Consider the following 20,603-nt stretch of genomic DNA (forward strand, 5'->3'; position numbering starts at 1 on the left):
GATTCACGCCTCGGGGCGCAGCACGCGCAGCAGCAGGCCCACCTGCTCGTCGGTGAGGCCTGACACGTCGAGTCGCGACAGGTCCACGGACTGTCTCAAGTGGGCCGCCAGCTCGCGCACGGAGGGGTACTCGAAGAGGGCCACCTCGCGCAGGCGCAGGCCGGTGCGCGCGTTGAGGCGGGCCACCACGCGGAAGGCCTGCAGCGAGCTGCCCCCGAGCGAGAAGAAGTCGCTGCCCGCCCCCACATGGCCTCCGCCCAGCACCTCGCGGAACGCCTCCACCACCACGTCCTCGAAGGGCTCTGGCGCTGCGTCCGCCGCCGCGCCGAAGGCCTGGGCGCGGAGTGCCTCCCGGTCCACCGCGCCGTCCTCGGTCCGGGGCAGCGCGGACACCGGGTGGAGCACTCCCGACTCCGCGCACCAGGCGGGCAGCGGGCCCTGCTCGCGCGAGTGGAAGAAGTGGACGGACTCCAGCGGCGCGCCCGTGTCCATGCCGGGCGCGCGCCACGGCGGCGCCTCCGGGGCCACGCCGGCCAGCAGGTGCGTGACGCCGGGCGACTCCACGGCGAGCGCGAGCGCGGCCAGCGCCTGGGCGGGCTCCAGCATGCGGTAGCCCGGGGGCGAGGCCGTCATCCCCACCGCCATGCCCGTGTCCCGCACCGCGCTGAACGACACCACCACAGCGCCGCGTCCCGCGTCCGCGAGCTTCCGGGCGAAGCGCTCCACGAAGCCGGACGCGGCGCAGTAGCTCGCGCTCAGCCCCGCGCCCAGTGTGCCCATCAGCGAGGAGGTGAAGACGAGCAGCGCGCCGGGCCGCTCCCGCAGCGCCTCGGCCACCGCCACCGCGCCCAGGGCGTGCGCCCCGGCACCGCGCACCAGTGACTCGGGCGTCTCTTCGCCCAGGGGGCCCCGCTCCCGCGTGCCCGCGAAGTGGAAGGCCCCGTCGCACGGGCGGCCGAAGCGCACCTCGGCGCCCTGCACGGCGCGGGCAAGCGCGGCCGCGTCGGTGACGTCCGCCGCGACGTACAGCGAATCACCGAGCTCGCGCTCCAGCGCCTCCGCCGCCGCGTCCCGCTCGCGCCGCCCCACCAGCAGCAGGCGAGCGCCCAGGCCGCGCCGCAGGTGGCGGGCCCACGCCTGCCCCAGTCCGCCGTGCGCGCCGGTGACGAGGTACAGCCCACCGGGACGCAGCCTGCGGGGCGCATCCACCGGCGCGGGCGTCCAGCTCGCGAAGCCCCGCTCCCAGTACCCGTCAGCACCGCGCCAGGCCACCTCGCGCGGGAAGCGAGGCTCGCGTAGCTGCCCGGCCACGAAGCGCGCGGCCTCCGCCACGTCCGAGGGCGCCCAGAGGATGCGCGCCTCCAGCCCGGAGGCCTCCGCGGCGGCGGACGCCAGCAGTCCGGGCCACAGCAGCGAGGCCGGGTGCGCGGCGCCGCCCGGCTGCCGCGCCAGGGACTCGCCGGGGCCGCGAGCCACGGCCCACAGGCGCAGGGGCGTGGCCGTCGCGCGCACGGCCAGGGACTGGAGCACGCGCAGCAGCGGCGAGACGCCCTCCACCAGCGCCTCCCGGTCCGCGCCCGTGGGGACGGCGCCGGCGAACACCACCTCCTCGGCGCCCGCCGCCAGCGCCCGCTCCAGGGCCGCCGTGTCCTCCGGCGCGATGGCCACCACCTCACGGCCGGAGATGTGCGCGCGCAGCGCTTCGACGAGGGGCGCCTCGGCCATCACCGCGAGCGGGCCCTGCCGCGTGGGGGAGGCTTGCGGCCCCGTGGCGCGCGGCCTCCAGACGGGCACGGCGAGGCACGGCGGCAGCGTGGCGGGCCCGCCCAGCACCCGCAGGGCCTCGTGCCGCTCCTTCGTGAGCTCGCCGGCCTCGAAGCGGCGGCGCAGCTCGGTGCGCCCGCGCTTGCCCAGCTCGGTGCGGGGCACCTGGTGCTTCGCGAGGGGGACGAGGTGCGCCACGAAGAAGCCCAGCGTCCGGCCCACGTGCTCGCGGATGGCGCGCAGCAGCCCGGGCAGCGGGGGCGCGTCCGGCGCGGGCACGAAGAAGACGACGACGTCATCCGTCTGCGAGCCCGGCGCGCGCGTGGGGCAGGCCACCGTGTACGACGCCAGCACGCCCGCCACCCGCTCCACGGCCTCTTCAATCTCCTGCGGGTACACGTTGTTGCCGTTGAGGATGAGCACCTCCTTCTGCCGCCCGGAGATGGCCATCTGCCCGTCGCGCACCACCGCCAGGTCCCCGGTGCGGAACCACCCGTCCGCCGTGAAGGAGCGGGCGTTGACGTCCCCGTCGTCCAGGTAGCCCTCCAGCACCTGGACGCCGCGCACCTGGAGGTGCCCCACCGTGCCCTCCTCCACCACCGCGTCCTGGTCGTCCACCACCCGCAGCGAGGAGCCCGCGGGAGGCGGGCCCAGCTCCACGGCGCTCTCACCCGGGTGGGTGCGCACGCCGCGCGTGGCGGTGAAGAAGGAGGTCGTCTCCGCCATGCCCCACATCGGGCAGATGGCGTCCTCGCGCAGCCCGTACGCGGTGAGCGGCTCGACGAAGCGCCGCATCGTGTCCGCGAGGACGGGCTCGCCCGCGCAGCTCAGCACGCGCACGCGCGACAGCGCCCAGGCGCGGCGCTCCCCGCGTGCCAGCCGGTCCGCGACGAGGCCATAGGCGAAGTTGGGCGCCCAGCTCATCGTCGCGCCGAACTCCGTCAGCAGGTCGAGCCAGCGCGTCACGTCCGCCAGCACGTAGTCACGCGCCACCAGGACGTGCGAGGTGCCCATGCGCAGGCTGGTGAGGTGCGGGTACGCCGTCCCGGCGACATGGTCCAACGGCATCCAGCTCAGGCCGGTGTCCTCCGGGGTGTACCAGTCCCCGGCCCGCATCGCGTCCACCATGGCCAGCAGCCGCGACTGGGACAGCACCACGCCCTTGGGCTTGCCGGTGCTGCCGGAGGTGAAGGACACGATGGCCGCGGCCTCGGGCGTCCCCTCCACCACCGTCCCCGGGCCCACGCCGCCCAGCGCCCCCGGCGAGAAGGCCCGCAGGCCCAGCGCCTCCAGTGGCGCCAGGGCCCGCTCCGGCGTGAGCACCCACGGGCCGCCCAGCCGCTCACTCACGGAGAGCAACCGCGCGACGCCGGGGTGGGAGCGTTCGAACGAGGGAGGAAAGGCCAGCGGCACCGGCACCACGCCGCCCAGCGTGCAGGCCCAGAAGCCCCGCACGAAGTCCCCGGGCCGCTCCAGCAACAGCACCACCCGCTCGCCCTCGCGCACGCCGCGCGCGCGCAGGCCACCGAGCCACTGGAGCGCCTCCGTCCACAGGCCCGCGAAGGTGAGCGTCTCGCGCCGGCCCTCCGTGTCGATGAAGGTGAGCGTCCGCGAGCCGTGCTGCTTTGCCGCGTGCCGCAGCAGACCGGCGAGCGTCGTGGGCAGTCCCGGCGCGGCGGGCCGGGGCCCTCCGTCGAGCAGCGACGGGCGTCCTCCACTCCCTCGCGCCTGCTCCGTGGCGACGGGCGCGGCGGCGGCCTGAAGCGCTCCACCCTCGCCCGGACGCAGGGACTCGGGCAGCAGCGCGTCGAGCGGCGCGAAGACCTCCTCGACCTGCCGGGGACCGGCGAGCGCCACGGCATCGAAGCCCTCGCGCGCGAGCCTCGCCTCCAGCTCCCGCAGACGCTCCGGCGTGGGCGGCGCGAGCGCCTCGTGTCCCTGCCCGGGCAGGGCGGACACGAGGACGGCGGGCGGAGCCCCTTCTCCCAGCCGCTCCCTCAGGAGGTGGCTCAGTGCGTCGCCCGTCACGGCCCGCTTCGGCACCACCCATGCCACCGCCCGGCCGCCGTCTCCAGTGACCCGGGCGTCCTGGACTCGGGAGTCGGACAGGAGGACATGCTCGACGGCATCGGAGGCGGGCGGAGGGGGGCGCATGTTCCGCGAGCCTACCAGCGCACCCCGGGTGGGTTGCACGGGCTGGGGGGACGGACGAAGCTCTCGCACGTCCGCCCCCCCTTTCGAGGACTTCATGCCGGCCTCCCCTCCCGCCGCGCCCGCCGCGCTGGCGCAGTCGCTCCACTTCTGGGCGCGCAACGCCTCCAACGAGTCGGCCCTGCTGCGCGCCAGCCTGCGCCTGGGCCTCTTCGACGCGCTTCCCGAGGAAGGCGCGGGCGAGCCGCTGCCGGTGTCCGGCCTGGCCCGGCGCCTGGCCGCCTCGGAGCGGGGCGTGCGGGCCCTCGTGGAGCTGCTCGCATGTCTGGGACTGGCGCGCCAGGACGACGCCCACGGCTACGCGCTGGCCTCCGGGACGGCGGCGCTGCTGCGCGACACGGCGCTGCGCGCGCGCCTGGACGCGGAGTTGCCGTGGTGGGGCCCCGACGGGCTCCTGGACGAGGCGGTGAAGCACGGCGGGCCGGTGGACTTCGAGGGCCGCCGCTGGGACGTGCCCGGCCACTACCGCGCGCTCTTCCTGGAGCCGCCCCCCGCCGCGAGCCCCGAGGCAGAGGCCTTCTTCGACTGCTTCGCCCGAGGCGCGCCGCGCATGCAGGTGCTCGTCACCGCGGCCCGGCTGGGAGTGCTGGAGCTGCTCGCCCGGCGGCCCCACACCCTCCCCGAGCTGGGCGCGGCCACGTACCTGAGCACGGACGGCCTGCGCCTGCTGGTGGAGCTGCTGGCGCGGCTGGGAATCGCACGGGCGGACGGCGCCGCGTGGGGCCTCACCGACGAGGCGCGCAAGGTGCTGGAGGGCAAGGCGCTGGCGTACCTCGTGCGCTCGCTGTCGGTGTCGGCGCGCTACTGGGAGGCGCTGGGCCGGCTGGACGAGACGGTGCGCCACGAGCGCTACATCCTGGACCTGAAGGACGCGGAGGTGAGCCGCCGCTTCTACGCGGACAACTCGCAGCAGCTCACGGCGGTGTTCGCCTCCCACTTCCAGCTCAGCGTGCGCGCCGCCACCACCGTCTCCCGGACGCACCCGCTGGAGGGCGCCGCGGTGCTGGACATCGGCACGGGCTCGGGCGTGTGGGGCGCGGCCTTCGCGCGGGCCACGCCCACCACGCACGTCACCTACTTCGACCAGGCGGTGGTGCTGGAGCAGGTGCGCCGCAACGTCGCGCAGCTGAAGGTGGAGGACCGGGCGCGCTTCTGGCCGGGGGACCTCTTCACCCAGGACTTCGGCACCGCCGCCTTCGACGTCATCATCCTTCCCCAGGTGCTCAACGTGCTGCGGCCGGAGGACGTGCCCGGCCTCTTCGCCCGGGTGGCGCGCGCGCTGAAGCCCGGAGGCGTGCTGCTCGTCGCCGAGTACGTCCTCAACGAGCGCCGCGACGGCCCGCTGGAGCACCTGTACTTCGGGCTGCGGCGCTTCATGACGAACGAGGGAGACCTGCTCTCCTTCTCCGAGTACGCGCGGCTGCTCTCCGGCGTGGGCCTCACCTCCAGCGTGTGTCTGCCGCTCCCCACGCAGGAGCTGGTCCTCGCCGCGAGGCCCGGCGTGGCGCTGCCCTCGGAGCTGGCGCCGCACGCGCGCCCCACACCCGCCGCGGCCTGACGCGGCGCGCCCGAACCGTCAACTTGCCGGGGACGCCGCGCGCCAGCTAGCGTCCCTGCCTCCTGCGTCCCTCTGCCCGGAAGGTCCCCCGATGCGCCCCGCTCGGATGGTGGACAGCCCCGCCGCGCCCGCTCCGCGCCCCGGCTCCATCGCCACGCGGCTGAGGGCCGGGTACGCGCGGCAGGTGGCCTCATTGGGCTTCCAGGCACAGCCGCTGCCGTCCGCGCTGGTCCACCTGGTCCTCCATGTGGGGCTCGCCGCGGGCGCGGCGCTGGGCACGCACCGGCTGATGCAGGCGTCCACGCTGGCCGGCTGGGCGCTCTACCCGCTGGCGGCCTTCTTCATCGCCACCCGCTTCCGGGCGTTGGGCAACATGCTCCACGAGGCCTGTCACGGCATCCTCGTGCAGGGCAAGCGCCGCAACCGCGCCCTGGGGCATCTGCTGGCCATCATCGACCTCACCGCGCTGGAGCCCTACACGCGCGAGCACTTCACCCACCACGTCCACCTGGGGGACGCGGAGCGGGATCTGGACTTCGTGCCCCGCCGCCGCTTCGGCTTCGCGGACCCCACGCTGCCCTTCGTCCGCGCCCACCTGCTGCGGCCGCTGCGCCTGGTCCACCTGCCCGCCTTCCTGCGGCCCGTCTTCTTCCACCGCGAGGACCCGGCGTGGGTGTCCGCCTGCCGCTTCGCCTTCCTCGGGGGGCTGGTGGCGCTGGCGCAGTGGGGCATCGGCTGGAAGGCCTTCCTGCTCTTCTACGCGCTGCCCTACCTCGTGCCCTACCAGGTCATCCGCTACTGGTCCGACGCGGTGGACCACGCGGGCATCGTCGGCGCCGCGGACGAGTTCCACCGCACGCGCAACCACCTCGTGCCCTGGGCCCCGCTGGGCGCCGTCCTCTTCCCGAGGCACGACGGCTACCACCTGACGCACCACCTCTTCCCCGCCGTGCCCACCCGGGCCCAGGGGCGCGTCCACGCGCTGCTGCTGGAGGACCCGGACTACGCCGCGCGCGAGCACGCCCTCACCGCCCTGCTGCGCTGAAGCTCACCAGGTGGTGGCGCGCTCGATGGCCTCCAGCGCCTCGGGGAAGCGCGCGGGGGAGATGCCCAGGCCCAGCCGGAAGCCGTGCCCGCGCGCCAGCGGGTGGGTGCCCTCGGGCGAGCCCGCCTCCATGGCGCTCAGTGGCAGCACGAAGACGCCTTCCGTCGTCAGCGCCGCCAGCCGCGCCTCGAAGTCCTGCTCGGAGGCAACGTCCCGCACGCCGAGGCACGTGACGAGCCCGCCCTGGGGCGCCACGCCGTACACGCCGCGCGAGCGCTCCAGGAAGCCGGACAGCGTGCGGCGGTTCTGCCGCCACTCCTCACGGGCGCGGCCCAGCGCGGCGCCGTGCACGTCCCGGAGCACCTCGTACGCGAGCCACTCCGCCACCGGGTTCACCGTGTGCGTGGTGTAGTTCTTCTCGTTCTGCACGCGCGCCAGCACGTCCGTGTCTCCCACGCACCAGCCGATGCGCAGGCCCGGGCAGCCCAGGCACTTGATGAAGGAGCCGGTGACGAAGGTGCGCGCGCCCGGGCGGTAGACGGTGTCTCCCAGCACCGCGTCCTCGCGGGACAGGAAGCGGTAGTGCTCGTCGCCCACCACCACCGCGCCCGCCGCGTCCGCCCAACCCGCCACCCGCGCCAGCAGCGCCGGCTCCAGCACCAGCCCGCTGGGGTTGTGGGGGTTGTTGATGACGACGAGGTCCGGCTGCTCGCGCTCCAGCACCTCCAGCCACTCGGCGGCATCCACGGACGGCACGCCGCGCGCGTCCCAGCGCACCGGCAGGCGCACCACCTGGGCCCCCTGGCGCAGGGGCAGCTCGTAGAGGAGCTGGAAGGCGGGCCACGCCAGGGCCACGCGGCGCGGGCGCAGCTGGCGGAAGAGCAGCAGCAGCGCCTCACTGGTGCCGGTGGTGATGAGGACGTTGTCGCGGGTGGCGCCCGGGTGCAGCGCCGCCACGGCGTCGCGCAGGTCCGCCCGCCCCCAGTTGGGGCTGTCGCGCAGCAGCATGGACAGGAAGGTGTCCGCGGCCCGCGCCGGGGCGACGCCGCAGCCCTCGAGCAGCTCTCCCACGGTGATGGGGCGGCCACCGGACTCACCCAGGTTGAAGCGCGCGGTGAAGCGCGAGCCTTCCAGGTAGTCCTCCATGAAGAACGGGCGCAGGGGGTCCATCTGGCTCTCCGAGGGGCTCGGCTCAAGGGGTGGAGGCGGCATCCGGCCAGGGCACGTCGCCGCGGTGGGCGACGACGACCTGCTGGATGGGCAGCTCGAAGCCGCGCGAGGCGGTGAGCCCCGCGGGCTCCAGCAGGGCGCGGTATTCCGGGAGGGACAGCACGTCCCCCTCGTTGGAGACGTAGCGGCGCAGCGCGAAGTAGAGCGCGTCCAGCGGGCCGTCGCGCCGCTCCGTCAGCAGGTACCCGGAGATGAGCAGCAGCCCCCGGGGCTTCAGCGCGCGCGCCAGCCTCCGGAAGAAGCCCGGCAGCTCCGGCGGAGGCAGGGCGGGGATGATTTGCGGCAGGAGGATGACGTCGTAGCGGGCCTCGCCCGGGTCCACCTCCAGGCAGTTGCCGGCCCACAGCCGCGAGCGCTCCTCCAGCTTCAGCCGCGCCAGGTTGGGCTTCACCTGCTCCAGCACGTGCTCCGAGTCCAGGTAGGTGACGCGGCACGACGGGTCCGCCAGCCCGAAGGCCGCGCCCCACACGCCCGAGCCGGTGCCCACGTCCAGCACCTCGGCGCCCGCGAGGGGGCGCATGGCCAGCACCAGCTTCGCCGCCTGCCGGCTCAGCCGCAGGTGCGAGGCGAAGATGCCAGAGATGCGCGAGGCGTTCTCCTGGTAGATGCGGCGAGCCGTCTCCGGCTCGCGCAGGTCCAACCGGAACTTCTGCTCGCGCACCGCCTCGTCCACGTGCCCGAAGGCCTCCCAGTAGGCCATGGTGGCCGGCAGCGCCCGCTGGAAGTACGGCAGGCTGGTGGAGTCCAGCGCGCGCGCCGCGGGAGCGCTGAGGCCGTATCGCCCCGCCTCGCTCCGCGCGAGCCCCATGGACTCCAGCACGAACAGGAGCAGCGCCAGCGCCTCCGGGACGGCGCCGGTGGCCTCCGCCAGCGCCTCCAGCGGCGCGGGAGCCACCACCAGTCGCTCCAACAGGCCCAGCTCCGCGGCCGTCACCAGCGCCTGCGTCCTCAGGGCGTTGCGCACGGCCCGGTCCAGGTACTCGCCCTCCGGGCCCGGCGCGGACGCACCGGGGGCGAAGGCGGCGGCGAGCCAGCCCAGCACGTCGCGCGGCTCGCCGCCCCACTCCACCGGGCCGCCGGTGCGCACGGCCCGGGGCAGCAGCCCCACGGCATGCCACCAGCGCCGCGCCTCGTGCAGCCGGGCCAGGACCTCCGCCCGGCGCAGGAAGGCACTGGGCGCGGGCAGGCTGTAGCCCAGGCCCGGCTCGAAGCGCACGAAGCCCAGGCCCACCAGTGGCTCCACCACCGAGCGGACGCCGCGCACGCTTCCGCCGGTGCGCTCCGCCAGTGCGTCGAGGGGCACCGGGGTGCCGCCCTCATCCGGCAGCGCCTCGAAGAGGCCGAGCGCGGGCGCCGCCAGCAGCGCCGCCGACTCGTTGCTCGCATCGCGCGCCCAGAAGTTGAGCTGCTGGACGAAGGCGGCCTGGGGGGCTTCGGCATCAGGTGCGGACACGGCGCTCCTCTCGCGGGGAATCACGTCCAGCGGAACACGCGCAGGGCCACCACCATGCACCCCGCGGCCCACGCGGCGAGCACCGCCAGCGGGGCGCCCAACGACAGCAGGTCCGCGCCCTCCAGCATGACGGCGCGCAGCGAGCCGTTGAGGGCCGTCAGCGGCAGCGCGTGGATGACGGGCTGCATCCACCCGGGGAAGTTCTGGGCCGGGAAGAAGACGCCGGACAGGAACACCATGGGCATGGTGCTGAGGTTGAACAGGCCGGTGGCGGAGTCCTCCGTCTCCACACGGCTGGACAGCAGCAGCCCCAGCCCGCTGAAGCTCATGGCCCCCAGGAGGCCCACCGCGCCGAAGGCGGCATAGCTGCCGGACATGGGCACGCCGAAGACGAGCCGCGCCAGCGCGCAGAAGAAGGTCATCTCCACCACGGCGAACAGCCCGCGAGCCAGCACGAAGGCACCCACGAAGTGGCCGCGCGCCATGGGCGTGGCCGCCAGGCGCTTGAGGAGCCTGCCCCCGCGCATCGCCACCACGGAGCTGGCCATGGCCCAGATGCTGGTGGACATCAGCACCATGCCCAGCAGGCCCGGCAGCAGGAAGTCGATGTAGCGGTTGCCGGGCTCGGACACCGGCGTGACGCGGAGCTGCGCGGGCGGCGGGGCCCCGGGCGCGCGCGCCAGCACCTCGCGCACCAGGAGCCGCGCCGAGCGGCCCTCCGGCTGCCCCGGGTCCACGAGCAACTCCGGCTCCGCGCCGGGCAGCAGCACCAGGTGCACCCGCCCCTGGGTGAGCCGGCGCCGCGCCTCCTCGGGGGGCGCGCGCTGCACCTGGAGCTCGGGGGTGCCCTCCAGCCGCGCCACCAGCGCCTCCGCGCCCGTCCCGTCGGCCACGGCCACGCGCACCGGCGCCAGCCCCCGGTCCTGGAAGGCCGCCGCCAGCACCAGCGAGGCGATGAGCGGGAAGCCGAAGGACCAGAAGAGCACCGCCGGCATGCGCCACAGCATCCGCAGCCGCATGAGCAGCAGTTGGACGAGCGGGTGTCTCATGCCGCCCTCCCTTCCCCGCGCAGCGAGTGCCCGGTGAGGCCCAGGAAGACGTCGTCCAGGGTGGGGCGGCGCGTGGACAGGTGCAGCACCTCGCCGCCGGCCTCCGCGATTTCCCTCAACACCTCGGGCAGCGCCCGGTGCAGGTGCTCGACGCGCAGCGTGGCGCGCGCACCCTCCTGGTTCAGCCCCACCAGCGCCTCCAGCCGCGCGAGCCGCTCCAGCACCGAGGCCGGGTGCACCTCCAACTCGATGACGTGGCCGGCGCCCAGCGAGGCAATCATCTGCGCCGGCGTGCCGCGGGCGATGACACGCCCCCGGTCGATGAAGACGAGCCGCTCGCAGAGCACCTCGGCCTCTTCCATGTAGTGCGTCGTCAGCAGCACCGTGCGGCCCCGCGCCTTGAGGCCCGCCACCACGTCCCACAAGTCCCGGCGCGACTGCGGGTCCAGCCCCGTGGTGGGCTCGTCGAGGAAGAGGATGTCCGGGTCTCCCACCAGTGCCAGCGCGAGCGCCAGCCGCTGCTTCTGTCCCCCGGACAGGGTGAGCGTCCGGGACTGGCGCTTGTCCTCCAGCCGCACGAGGGAGATGGCCTGCTCCACGGCGAGCGGCCGCGGGTAGAAGGACGCGAACAGCGCCACCATCTCCTCCACCGTCAGCGTGTCCACCAGCCGCGTCTCCTGGAGTGCCACGCCCAGGCGCGCCCTCAGCGCGGCGGCGTGCGTCTCCCAGCGCATGCCCAGCACCCGCACCTCACCGTCGGTGGGCGCCTGGAGGCCCTGGAGGATTTCCACCGTCGTCGTCTTGCCGGCGCCATTGGGGCCGAGCAGCCCCAGGCACTCGCCCCGCCGGACATCGAGGTCGATGCCGTCCAGGGCCACGGCGTCGCCGAAGCGCTTGACCAGGCCCTTCACCTCGATGGCGAGCTCTTCCGTGGGTGGCATTGAGAGGGGAGGGGGTGGATGGGCAGTATGGCCCAACCGCTGGCCGGTGCCCACCAGCGGTATTCCCGGAATGCGGCGCTCCCTCACGGGGGGTGCTACGGTCCTCCCCGTGTCCCAGAGCGACTCACTGGAAGCGCGGGTTGAACGGCTGGAGTTGCCGTTCAACGAGTTCGGGGTGGACCCCTACGGCATCTCGAAGCGCCACGTCAGGCAGGCGCTCCAGATGTTCGCCCTCCTGTATCGGTACTACTTCCGGGTGAAGTGCTTCGGTGTCGAGCACATCCCCGCGAGAGGCCGGGGGATGCTGGTGGGCAACCACTCCGGCGGCGTGGCGGTGGACGGCGCCATGGTGCTGACCTCCACCATGCTGGAGCTGGACCCGCCCAGGCTGGCGCAGGGCATGGTGGAGCGCTTCCTCCACAACTTCCCCGTCAGCTCGCTGTGGGCCAGCCGCACCGGCCAGTTCACCGGGCTGCCCGAGCATGCGAAGCGGCTGCTGGAAGATGACCGGCTGCTGATGATTTTTCCGGAGGGCGCGAGGGGGACGGCCAAGCTGTACCCCCAGCGCTACTCGCTGGTGGACTTCGGCACGGGCTTCATCCGGCTGGCGCTGCAGACGCGCTCGCCCATCATCCCGTTCGCCTTCCTGGGGGGTGGCGCGGCCATTCCCACCATCTTCAACGCGCGGGCGTTGGGGAAGCTGATGGGCGTGCCCTATGTGCCGCTCACGCCGTACCTGTTGCCGCTGCCCCTGCCGGTGCAGCTCGAAATCCACTACGGCGAGCCGCTCGTCTTCCAGGGCACGGGGGATGAAGAGGACCACGTCATCGAGGGGTATGTGGCGAAGGTGAAGGCGCGCATCGCGGGACTCATCGAGCGGGGCCGGGCGGAGCGCAATGGCCGGCGGTCGGGACGGAGGTTGTTGCCATGAGGGTGCTGATTCCGGGCATCGCGGGAGGCATCGCGCGCAAGCTGGCCCTGCGGCTGCATGAGGCGGGGCATCAGGTGGCGGGGGTGGACATCCGCCCGTGGGAGGAGGCGCGCGAGCTGGGCATCGAGGTGTTCCGCGGCGACGTGCGCAAGCGGGCGGCGGAGGACGTGTTCCGGCGCTGGCGTCCGGAGGCGGTGGTGCACATGGCCACCGTGACGGCGTTCACGGTGCAGGGGGCGGAGCGGGGCCGCATCAACCTGGACGGCACGAAGGCGGTGTTCGACCACTGCGCGGCGCACGGAGTGAGGCACGTGCTCTTCGTGGGGCGGCACACGTTCTACGGGGCGGCGCCGGACTCGCCGCTGTACCACTCGGATGACGAGCCGCCGCGGGCGCTGGAGGCCATTCCGGAGCTGGCGGACCTGGTGGCCGCGGACCTGTACGCGGCGACGGCGCTGTGGCGGCTGCCGAAGGTGACGACGGCGATATTGCGGCTGCCGTACACGCTGGGACAGCCGGGCACGGGGACGCTGGCGTCGTTCCTGAAGGGACGGCGGGTGCCGCTGGTGTTGGGGTACGACCCGCTGTTCCACGTCCTGCAGGAGGAGGACGTGGTGGCGGCGCTGATGCTGGCGCTGCAGAAGGAGCTGCGCGGAATCTTCAATGTCGCGGGCCCGCCGCCGATTCCGTTGTCCGTGATTGTCCGGGAGACGGGGCGCATGGGCGTGCCGCTGCCGGCGCCGGTGCTGCGGATGTTGCTGGGGCGCGGAGGGTTCCCGAGGTTGTCCGTGGGAGCGCTGGACCACCTGCGCTTCCCCATCGTCGTGGACAACCGGCGGTTCCTGGAGGCCACGGGGTTCGAGTACCAGTACAGCGTCGCGGACATCCTGCGCATGTACCGGGAGGCGGCGCCGGTACCGCGGAGCTGACGTCGGGAGGTCGCCCGGTCCCCTACCACGCTGGCGTGTACCGCCAGCGTGAGAAAAGCGACAAGCGCGCCGCTAGGAAATGCCGAGCAGGCCCACGACGACACATCATCACGCTCCGGCCCTCGGCATGGACACGCTGACTCCCAAGGAACGCAGCGAGCGGATGTCCCGGGTGCGCAACCGGGACACCAAGCCGGAGATGCGCGTCCGCCAGCTCGTCTCATCGATGGGCTACCGGTACCGCCTCCAGTACAAGAAGGTACCCGGGCGCCCGGACCTTGCCTTCCCTGGCCGCAAGAAGGCCATCTTCGTGCACGGCTGCTTCTGGCACCGCCATCCAGACCCGGCGTGCCCTCTCGCGCGAGTGCCAAAGTCCCGACTGGATTTCTGGATGCCGAAGCTGGAGGGCAATCGAGTACGGGACTTGCGCAAGCTCCAGGAGTTGCACGCCCTCGGTTGGTCCGCGCTCATCATCTGGGAGTGCCAACTGCGCGATGAGGATGCCCTACGGGTGAGCATCCGTGAGTTCCTGGATAGCCCCGCGCGTTTCGCTCCCACGACGGGTGTTCCGGCTTGGAAGAATGCGACGCCCTTGTAGCGCTAGCGCTGTCCCGCGCACGAACCCTCTTGCACTCGGCGCCAAGGATGTAGATGGATCGCGCGCCATGAACTCCATCGAGCTGTTCACCGGCGCGGGGGGGCTTGCCCTGGGAACACACCAGGCCGGGTTCCGCCATCGCGGCCTCGTCGAGTGGGATGAGGACGCCTGCGACACGCTCCGGAAGAACGCGAGCGCCAGCGCGGTACCCGGCATCGAGCACTGGCGGATTCATCACACCGATGTGCGGCTGCTGCCCTTCGACATGTTCGGCAACGGGGACATCGACCTCGTGGCCGGTGGAGCGCCGTGCCAACCCTTCAGCCTGGGCGGCAAGCACCGCGCGCAGGACGACTCGCGCAACATGTTCCCGGAGTTCGCGCGCGCGGTGAGGGAACTTCAGCCGCGCGCGTTCATCCTGGAGAACGTGAAGGGGCTGCTGCGTGCGAGCTTTCGCAACTACTTCGAGTACATCAAGCTCCAACTCACGTACCCGACGGTCACGAAGAAGCACGCCGAGGACTGGACCGAGCACTTCGCGCGACTGGAGAAGGTGCACACGCGCGGTCGCTTCCCGGGCGTCCACTACAACGTGGTCTCCCAGCTTCTGAACTCCGCCAACTACGGCGTGCCCCAGCTGCGTGAGCGTGTCTTCATCGTGGGCTTCCGCGCGGACACAGGACTGGAATGGACCTTCCCCGAGCCGACGCACAGCGAAGATGCCTTGCTGTGGGACAAGCACATCTCCGGGGAGTACTGGAAGAGGCACGGGCTGCGCCCACGCTCCGCCGAAAAGGCAGTTGCGCTGAGCAGTGTGCGAATGCGCGACCTCGAGGACGGCGAGCCCATCAAGACGAAGCCTTGGGTAACCATCCGTGATGCCATCGCAGGCATGCCGGCGCCCAGGGCAGACCGCGAATCGAAGGAGTTCAGCAACCACCGGCTCGTTCCCGGGGCGAAGGTGTATCCAGGCCACACGGGAAGCCCCATCGACCAGCCCTCGAAGACGCTCAAGGCGGGTGTCCATGGGGTGCCTGGTGGCGAGAACATGATTGCCTTCGAGGACGGCTCGGTGCGGTACCTCACGGTACGCGAGGCGGCACGCATCCAGTCGTTCCCGGACACCTGGCATTTCGAGGGCGCTTGGTCCGAGGCAATGCGCCAGCTCGGCAATGCCGTCCCCGTGGGACTTGCCCAGGTAGTCGCACGGAGCGTCGCAGCGAAACTGGAGAGCCGCGGTGGCCAGTGATTCCGCCGACGAATACAACCCGCTCGACTACGACAACCTGACGAAGCATTGCGTCCAGGAGCTGATGCTCCGGGGCCCCTACTCACTCAACTTCCCGGAGCCCTTCACCGGCTCTGGCGTCTACGCGATCTTCTACAAAGGGAACCTCGACCTCTACCGACCTATTCGCTCCCCCAAGGCCGACTGGCCCATCTACGTGGGCAAGGCGGTTCCGAAGGGGGCACGGAAGGGAGGCAAGACCACGGGACCATCGAGAGCGCTCTACACCCGGCTCCGGGAGCACTACGAGTCCATCAAGGCGGCGAAGAACCTCGACCCCAATGACTTTCTGTGCCGGTACCTCTCGGTGACACCGCTGTGGATCACCATGGCCGAGCGGCTGCTCATCGAGGACTTCCAGCCCGTATGGAACATCTGCATCGAGGGCTTCGGCCTGCATGACCCTGGTAGCGGTCGGTACAAGGGGAAGCGGAGCTGGTGGGACGTGCTTCACCCTGGGCGAAGCTGGGCCGGTCGACTCCAAGAAACCCGCAGCGAGGATGAGGCGAAGAAACGCGTGAGGGACTTCTTGAAGGACCGCAAGCCCGGTGCGCGCATGCCGGCTCTCCGGGAAGACCCTTCGCGCTTCATGCAAGATAACGATGACTGAGGGCGTTTGAGTGGATCCTACAGAACTGAAGGCACTCGCCAGACGCCTTGAAGAAGTACTGTCAACCATTCCCGAGAATGCACTTGGGGAATTGACGCGCGGCACCCAAACGCACTTGGACCAGATAGACGGCGTTCTCACGCGCATCCGAGACCGCCTGTCGCCTCACGCGGCCGCTCAAGAGCCACCATCGTTCTTCGACCCCGCCGATCCTCGTCTCTTTGGCTCGTTCGCTGCGCTGGCGCTCGTAGGACAGGACCGACATCCCATGGCGTCATTCGGGCGGCCCAAGTTCTACGGCTCTGGCATTTATGCAATCTATTATATTGGTGATTTCGAGCCGTATCATCTACTTAGCCGGACAGAGCACCCCATCTATGTCGGAAAGACCGATCCTGCCGAGCCCCACGCCAAATCCACGCGAGAGCAAGGCACCAGCCTTTGGGGACGCCTGACGAAGCATAAGAGCAACATTGGCTTGGCAAGCACTTTGAGACTTGAGGACTTTGAGTGCCGATATCTGGTGGTCGCAAGTGGATGGCAAATCACTGCGGAGAGCGCACTCATTGGGATGTTCAAACCACTTTGGAACAAAGAGACAAAGGTAGTCCTCGGATTCGGCAAGCACGGCGACTCCGCCGACACTCGCAAGAACACACGTTCTCCCTGGGACACACTCCATCCGGGACGCAAGTGGGCTGACAACGAAGCGACCAAGAACAGATTTGAAAAGCAGGTGATAGAGGAACGCATAAAGAAACACTTCGCAGATTCGCCCCCGATCCGAGATGCCGACCAAGTTCTCCGTGCGTTCTTACGAAGCGTGAGCAACCGTACGAAGTAACGGAGGTGCTCAGTCGCACGGAGCGGCATCGCCGCCGTGGATGAGCCAGCCCTCGGCAGCTCGCTGGGTAACGACTTCGATGGCCTTCAGGACAGCAGCTGTGAAGCTCCGGACGGCCAACTTGTGGAGAGGGCCTTCACCTTGCATCAGCACAGACAGCCCCATGGGGTTGCGGTCGAAACGGTATGGCAGGAGATATAGGACGTCGCCTCCGACCATGCGCATCGCCTCCATTACTCACGTGGCGCGGTACGTGTCAAAGTTCTGCATCACCATCAGGTCGTCTGGGCGAAACGCTGGAACCAGGTAGTCGTTGACGCACGTGAGGCACACCGCTTACGGAATTCGGCGGCCCCTTCGTTGGAGCAGCTCAGGGTCCGCCTGGAAGCGGAAGGGGAACGAGGTGGAAGATGAGTAAGCAGCCGTTTGGTTGGAAATTCAGAGAGCCGCAGGAGGACGAAGTCATCCAGGACGCGACGGAGGCCGAGTTCTTCAAGCAGGACGAGGATCTCCCCGACGCGGTCGTCCGCGAACTCATCCAGAACTCCCTCGATGCCGCCATCAGTCGCGCCGAGCGGGTACGTGTTGACTTCAAGTTCTCTGGCGCCAAGTACGCGCTCCCCCCGGAGCGCGCGCGGCGATGGTTCGAGTCGCTTCAGCCCTATCTTGAATTCGCGGATAAGGTTCCCAGCGGCTTCCTCTCGGAGTCCCTGCCCTTCCTCTCAATCGAGGACTTCGGCACGCGCGGGCTGGGAGGTGATCCCAAACAGAGCTGGGACACGCTGGACAAGAACGACTTCTACATGTTCTGGCGCAACGTCGGGCGCTCATCAAAAAAAGAAGGGGATCGGGGGCGATGGGGGCTGGGCAAAGCGGTCAATCATGAGGCCTCTGGGGTTTCCTCCTTCTTCGGCATCACCCGCCGCCTGGCTGATGATGCCCTCCTCCTGATGGGCCGTTCGGTCCTCCAGTTTCGAGTCACCAAGGAGCAGCGCTACGATCCACGCGGTTGGTTCGGATGGTCCGCAGAGAACAAGCCCGGCACCTTGATCATGCCCGTCGCGAACGCGGAGACCCTCGATCAATTCTGCTCCGACTTCCATCTCTCCCGGAAAGAGCGCCATGGCTTCTCGCTCGTCATTCCGCTGCCGAAGGAGAAACTGACCCACGACGCCGTGGCCCGGGCGGTGGTGGAGAACTATTTCCATGCGGTGCTGACCGGCAAACTCGAGGTGCGCGTGCGTGACGGGGACGAGGAGGAGACCGTCATTGACGCGTCCACCATTTACGCACTCGCGCAGCGCTTCGTAACCAAGGAAGGCCCCGGCCTCGCGAAGATCTTCGAGTTGGCGAAGTGGGGGCACGACCTGCCGGAGGAGGAGTACGTGGGGCTCGGGGAGGTAGGCCAGCAGCCGCCAGCCTGGAGCCTGGACGTGTTCGCTCCCGCGAGCGAATCTCGTAGCGAGCTACGTGAGCGGTTCCAGTCAAATGGGCGGATTGCCTTCCGGCTTCCGATCGCCGTCAAGCGAGTCAAGGCCGAGTCTATTCGGACGTCCCTCGCCCATGTGTATCTCGAGCGCGTAAGCGGCGCGGGCTCCACTGATGAGACGCGAGGCCGGACGATCTTCGTTCGCGAAGGCATGGCTGTTCCCATGGTGCGCCTTAGCCACGAGAGGACCGTTCGCGCGCTTCTCGTCGTGGACACGCAGCCACTGTCCGCGCTCCTCGGTGACGCCGAGAACCCGATGCATACCGACTGGCTCCAGCGGAACGACAAGCTCCTCGACCGCAACACGAACGGGCCGGCGACCGTGAGCTATGTGAAGAACGCCGTCCGCGAGATCACCCGGTGGCTGACCGAGGTGGAGGATCAAAAACGCGAGGACCTCCTGATGGACCTCTTCTACGTAGAAGAGCCTGGCCCTGGCGTTGGCGTTGAAGAGAACCAGGAAGAGGAGCCCAAGAAGAAGAAGCGCCGGAAGAAGAAGCTAAAGAAGCACACGGGCCCGAAAGCTCCCACGCCTTACAGCGTCAAGCCGATCAAGGGTGGCTTCGAGGTCACTCCGGTCGAGGGGCTCGTAGCCCCTCCGCGGATCGTGATTCGCGCCGCCTACGACGCGCGTGACAGTAGTCCGTTCGAAGCCTACCGGCCCCACGACTTCATCATCGACAGCGGAGAGCTGAAAGTAGAGGCGAAAGGCGCTGAATACACTGCGAACCTGAACTCCCTCATCATCACGGTGAAAAAGCAGAACTTCCGCGTCACCGTGACCGGCTTCGATACCCGTCGCGACCTGCGCGTCGAGGGCCGGAAGGCTACTGGGGATGAGCCATGAGCCAGTCCTTCAACTACACCAACCGGGCACTCATCTCGCCCAAGGACGCGGTGATCCGGGTCATGATTCCCGCCCCCTCCAAGGGCGGCGAGCCTCGGAGCATCCAATTCACTGCGGACACCCAGCTCAAGGAAGACTATGACTTCCCCAACGACGCTCCGCTCGTCATTGAGGCGTACAGCTACCTCTACTACAAGCGATTCGAGTTCGGCACCGTGGGAAAACCGGGGCCCGTGCCAGGAGCGGAGCCTCACCTGGAGGCGGACGGCTGGGAGGGCCTACGCTTCCGGCTAAAGGTGATCGACCCTCATCATTCCGGACGCATCCTGGGAGAGGCAGATCGGCTCCGCCCCGTGCTGCTCCGGCCGGGCCTTGGAGAGGAAGGGGGAGCCAAGCGCCCCTTGCTCAGCGTCACCTCGAGAGACATCGGCCAGCGAGTGTGGATGCTCGAATTCGAGCTCGCCGGCCCGACGGTGGTTATCAACAAGGGGAATCCCGAACTGAGACAGCGCATGGAGGCTCAGCTCTATCGATGGCTCGTCTTTCCGGAGGTCATGCAGCGCGTATTGGAGCGCATCCTCTGCGTTGAGGGCATTGAGTTCGACGGCGCACAGCCGTCCGCCGAGGGTTGGCGCGGCGACTGGCTCAACTTCGCGACCGGCTTGTTTGAGCCGCCGCCGGCACCGAGCGAGGAGCCGAAGGAAGACCGTCGTAAGTGGGCGGAATGGACGGATCAGGTGGTTCGCCGCCTTTGCGAGCGGCACAACGCGTGGGACGTTTTCTCGAAGGCTTTCGCGGAAGAGAGCGGGCCATGACACTGAGGGCATTCACGGAGGAAGGCGTGCGGCGCTTCGAGGATTACATCCTCGAGCTCCGCAAGGGGACCCAGATTCCGTTTCCAGACGAAATGCTGGAAGGGCCCTTCACGATTCCCATCAGCGCCTCGATCAAGGTGGCGCGAGGAGAGCTTCCAGATGACAAGTACGAGGCGGCGCAGTACCTGCACACTCTGCTGAAGCCACTCTCCCCCGCCAAGATGAAAGAGCATTCGCGAGGCATCTGGACGTGGCTGGCGGCGTTCTACTTCGACTCCATCCGGCCCGCGAAGGCAAAGGCGCCTCCGAGCGCCCCGTATCATTACATCTACGAGCAAGGCTGGGCTCGGCGGTACCGGCACCTCCTCGCGTTCCCGCACGAGCTCTACAGCCTCTACGGTGTCGATCAGGGGAGCGGACCCGAGAATGTCCGGCTCTTCCTTAATGGATCGGTCCGGGTCCTCGGTGGAGTCATCGAGCAGCTTGCCTCGCGACAAGAGGTCGTCACCTCTCGCCCTGTAGTCCAAGCGCTGACCGAATTGTATTGGGACGCTGATCGGAAAGCGCCCAAGATTGGCATCACGACGGATGATCGCGACCGTTCCAAGCGGAGGAAGATCAAGCGTCAGACCCGAACGAGGAAGTCGAAGCCCCGGCTCCCTGGCGCGGGCGGCATTGTCCGGTTCGTCAAGGTCTTCTGGCAGCTCCACCTGACCTACGACTTCTATTCGCTCGACGCGGTTCAAATCCTTGAGTTGCTGCCGCCCGAGTTCGACCACTACCGGAAACCCCTCATCGCCCCGGCGAGATAGCCAGGCTCAAGCCGTCTGGGCGCGCCCCATGCACTTTCGCAGCGCGGGCTCGAGCATCCCCGTCCAACGCTCACCCAGGATGGAGGTCGCGCCATTGTGCATGCAGCCGAGCGTGCCTTCGAAATCATGGCTGATATCCAAGCCAAGGTTGAGGCCGGCGAGGTGGAGTTGCGTTCCGCAAACGGCGTA

16 protein-coding genes are annotated in these 20,603 nt (G+C 69.9%); 11 read left to right on the plus strand and 5 right to left on the minus strand.

The genetic code is table 11. The features are described from left to right. Nucleotides 1–3: 3 nt before the first annotated feature. Nucleotides 4–3,918: an SDR family NAD(P)-dependent oxidoreductase gene (locus OV427_RS10365; protein WP_267855929.1), complete on the minus strand. Its 3,915-nt coding sequence runs from the start codon at nt 3,916–3,918 to the stop codon at nt 4–6. Between the two features lie 94 nt (nt 3,919–4,012). On the opposite strand from OV427_RS10365, the gene OV427_RS10370 reads away from it, so the two are divergent. Further along, a complete protein-coding gene (locus OV427_RS10370) occupies nt 4,013–5,533 on the plus strand; it encodes a class I SAM-dependent methyltransferase (RefSeq protein ID WP_267855930.1) in 1,521 nt (506 codons plus the stop codon). Between the two features lie 91 nt (nt 5,534–5,624). Further along, nucleotides 5,625–6,578, plus strand: coding sequence for a fatty acid desaturase family protein (locus OV427_RS10375; RefSeq protein WP_267855931.1), 954 nt, complete (start codon nt 5,625–5,627; stop codon nt 6,576–6,578). Between the two features lie 3 nt (nt 6,579–6,581). On the opposite strand, the gene OV427_RS10380 is transcribed toward OV427_RS10375, so the two are convergent. From OV427_RS10380 to OV427_RS10395, 4 genes are read right to left on the minus strand one after another with little or no spacing between them, the layout of a single operon-like run. Beyond that, complete coding sequence (locus OV427_RS10380; RefSeq protein WP_267855932.1) at nt 6,582–7,748, minus strand: pyridoxal phosphate-dependent aminotransferase; 1,167 nt, start codon at nt 7,746–7,748, stop codon at nt 6,582–6,584. Nucleotides 7,749–7,770: 22 nt separating this feature from the next. After that, nucleotides 7,771–9,261 carry a class I SAM-dependent methyltransferase gene (locus OV427_RS10385; protein WP_267855933.1) on the minus strand — a complete coding sequence of 497 codons (1,491 nt, stop codon included), beginning with the start codon at nt 9,259–9,261 and terminating at the stop codon, nt 7,771–7,773. 20 nt (nt 9,262–9,281) lie between these two features. Then, nucleotides 9,282–10,310, minus strand: a complete 1,029-nt coding sequence (locus OV427_RS10390; protein WP_267855934.1) for an ABC transporter permease — start codon at nt 10,308–10,310, stop codon at nt 9,282–9,284. After that, nucleotides 10,307–11,221: an ABC transporter ATP-binding protein gene (locus tag OV427_RS10395; protein WP_267855935.1), complete on the minus strand. Its 915-nt coding sequence runs from the start codon at nt 11,219–11,221 to the stop codon at nt 10,307–10,309. The genes OV427_RS10390 and OV427_RS10395 overlap by 4 nt, the downstream gene beginning before the upstream one ends. 139 nt (nt 11,222–11,360) lie before the next feature. Between OV427_RS10395 and OV427_RS10400 the strand changes: the two genes are divergently transcribed. The 9 genes from OV427_RS10400 to OV427_RS10440 all read left to right on the plus strand — a co-directional run bounded on the left by OV427_RS10400 (nt 11,361) and on the right by OV427_RS10440 (nt 20,414). Beyond that, nucleotides 11,361–12,182: a lysophospholipid acyltransferase family protein gene (locus tag OV427_RS10400; protein WP_267855936.1), complete on the plus strand. Its 822-nt coding sequence runs from the start codon at nt 11,361–11,363 to the stop codon at nt 12,180–12,182. After that, nucleotides 12,179–13,111 (plus strand): NAD-dependent epimerase/dehydratase family protein, encoded by a 933-nt coding sequence (locus tag OV427_RS10405; RefSeq protein ID WP_267855937.1) that lies wholly within the window; start codon nt 12,179–12,181, stop codon nt 13,109–13,111. Before OV427_RS10400 ends, OV427_RS10405 begins: the two co-directional genes overlap by 4 nt. Before the next feature lie 127 nt (nt 13,112–13,238). Next, on the plus strand, nt 13,239–13,709 hold the full coding sequence (locus OV427_RS10410) for a very short patch repair endonuclease (RefSeq protein ID WP_267855938.1): 471 nt from the start codon (nt 13,239–13,241) through the stop codon (nt 13,707–13,709). Nucleotides 13,710–13,776: 67 nt separating this feature from the next. Next, entirely contained in the window at nt 13,777–14,958 is a 1,182-nt protein-coding gene (locus OV427_RS10415) for a DNA cytosine methyltransferase (protein ID WP_267855939.1), read from the plus strand. Next, nucleotides 14,948–15,607, plus strand: coding sequence for an Eco29kI family restriction endonuclease (locus tag OV427_RS10420; RefSeq protein ID WP_267855940.1), 660 nt, complete (start codon nt 14,948–14,950; stop codon nt 15,605–15,607). The genes OV427_RS10415 and OV427_RS10420 overlap by 11 nt, the downstream gene beginning before the upstream one ends. 10 nt (nt 15,608–15,617) lie before the next feature. Further along, nucleotides 15,618–16,451, plus strand: a complete 834-nt coding sequence (locus tag OV427_RS10425; protein ID WP_267855941.1) for an Eco29kI family restriction endonuclease — start codon at nt 15,618–15,620, stop codon at nt 16,449–16,451. A 410-nt stretch (nt 16,452–16,861) separates the two neighbouring features. Further along, the gene (locus OV427_RS10430; RefSeq protein WP_267855942.1) at nt 16,862–18,787 is read left to right on the plus strand and encodes a hypothetical protein; all 1,926 of its coding nucleotides are present in this window, start codon (nt 16,862–16,864) and stop codon (nt 18,785–18,787) included. Further along, the gene (locus OV427_RS10435) at nt 18,784–19,602 is read left to right on the plus strand and encodes a hypothetical protein (protein WP_267855943.1); all 819 of its coding nucleotides are present in this window, start codon (nt 18,784–18,786) and stop codon (nt 19,600–19,602) included. Before OV427_RS10430 ends, OV427_RS10435 begins: the two co-directional genes overlap by 4 nt. After that, entirely contained in the window at nt 19,599–20,414 is an 816-nt protein-coding gene (locus OV427_RS10440; RefSeq protein ID WP_267855944.1) for a hypothetical protein, read from the plus strand. Before OV427_RS10435 ends, OV427_RS10440 begins: the two co-directional genes overlap by 4 nt. The last annotated feature ends 189 nt before the right edge of the window (nt 20,415–20,603 follow it).

Origin of the sequence: Pyxidicoccus sp. MSG2, from assembly GCF_026626705.1 — a bacterium.
Taxonomy (GTDB): Bacteria; Myxococcota; Myxococcia; order Myxococcales; family Myxococcaceae; genus Myxococcus.

Bases quoted from the DNA above. Each gene is read 5' to 3' on its own strand.
- OV427_RS10370 (WP_267855930.1), top strand. From the start codon at position 4,013: ATGCCGGCCTCCCCTCCCGCCGCGCCCGCCGCGCTGGCGCAGTCGCTC.
- OV427_RS10440 (WP_267855944.1), top strand. From the start codon at position 19,599: ATGACACTGAGGGCATTCACGGAGGAAGGCGTGCGGCGCTTCGAGGAT.
- OV427_RS10390 (WP_267855934.1), bottom strand. From the start codon at position 10,310: ATGAGACACCCGCTCGTCCAACTGCTGCTCATGCGGCTGCGGATGCTG.
- OV427_RS10405 (WP_267855937.1), top strand. From the start codon at position 12,179: ATGAGGGTGCTGATTCCGGGCATCGCGGGAGGCATCGCGCGCAAGCTG.
- OV427_RS10435 (WP_267855943.1), top strand. From the start codon at position 18,784: ATGAGCCAGTCCTTCAACTACACCAACCGGGCACTCATCTCGCCCAAG.
- OV427_RS10430 (WP_267855942.1), top strand. From the start codon at position 16,862: ATGAGTAAGCAGCCGTTTGGTTGGAAATTCAGAGAGCCGCAGGAGGAC.
- OV427_RS10410 (WP_267855938.1), top strand. From the start codon at position 13,239: ATGGACACGCTGACTCCCAAGGAACGCAGCGAGCGGATGTCCCGGGTG.
- OV427_RS10375 (WP_267855931.1), top strand. From the start codon at position 5,625: ATGCGCCCCGCTCGGATGGTGGACAGCCCCGCCGCGCCCGCTCCGCGC.
- OV427_RS10415 (WP_267855939.1), top strand. From the start codon at position 13,777: ATGAACTCCATCGAGCTGTTCACCGGCGCGGGGGGGCTTGCCCTGGGA.
- OV427_RS10380 (WP_267855932.1), bottom strand. From the start codon at position 7,748: ATGGACCCCCTGCGCCCGTTCTTCATGGAGGACTACCTGGAAGGCTCG.
- OV427_RS10365 (WP_267855929.1), bottom strand. From the start codon at position 3,918: ATGCGCCCCCCTCCGCCCGCCTCCGATGCCGTCGAGCATGTCCTCCTG.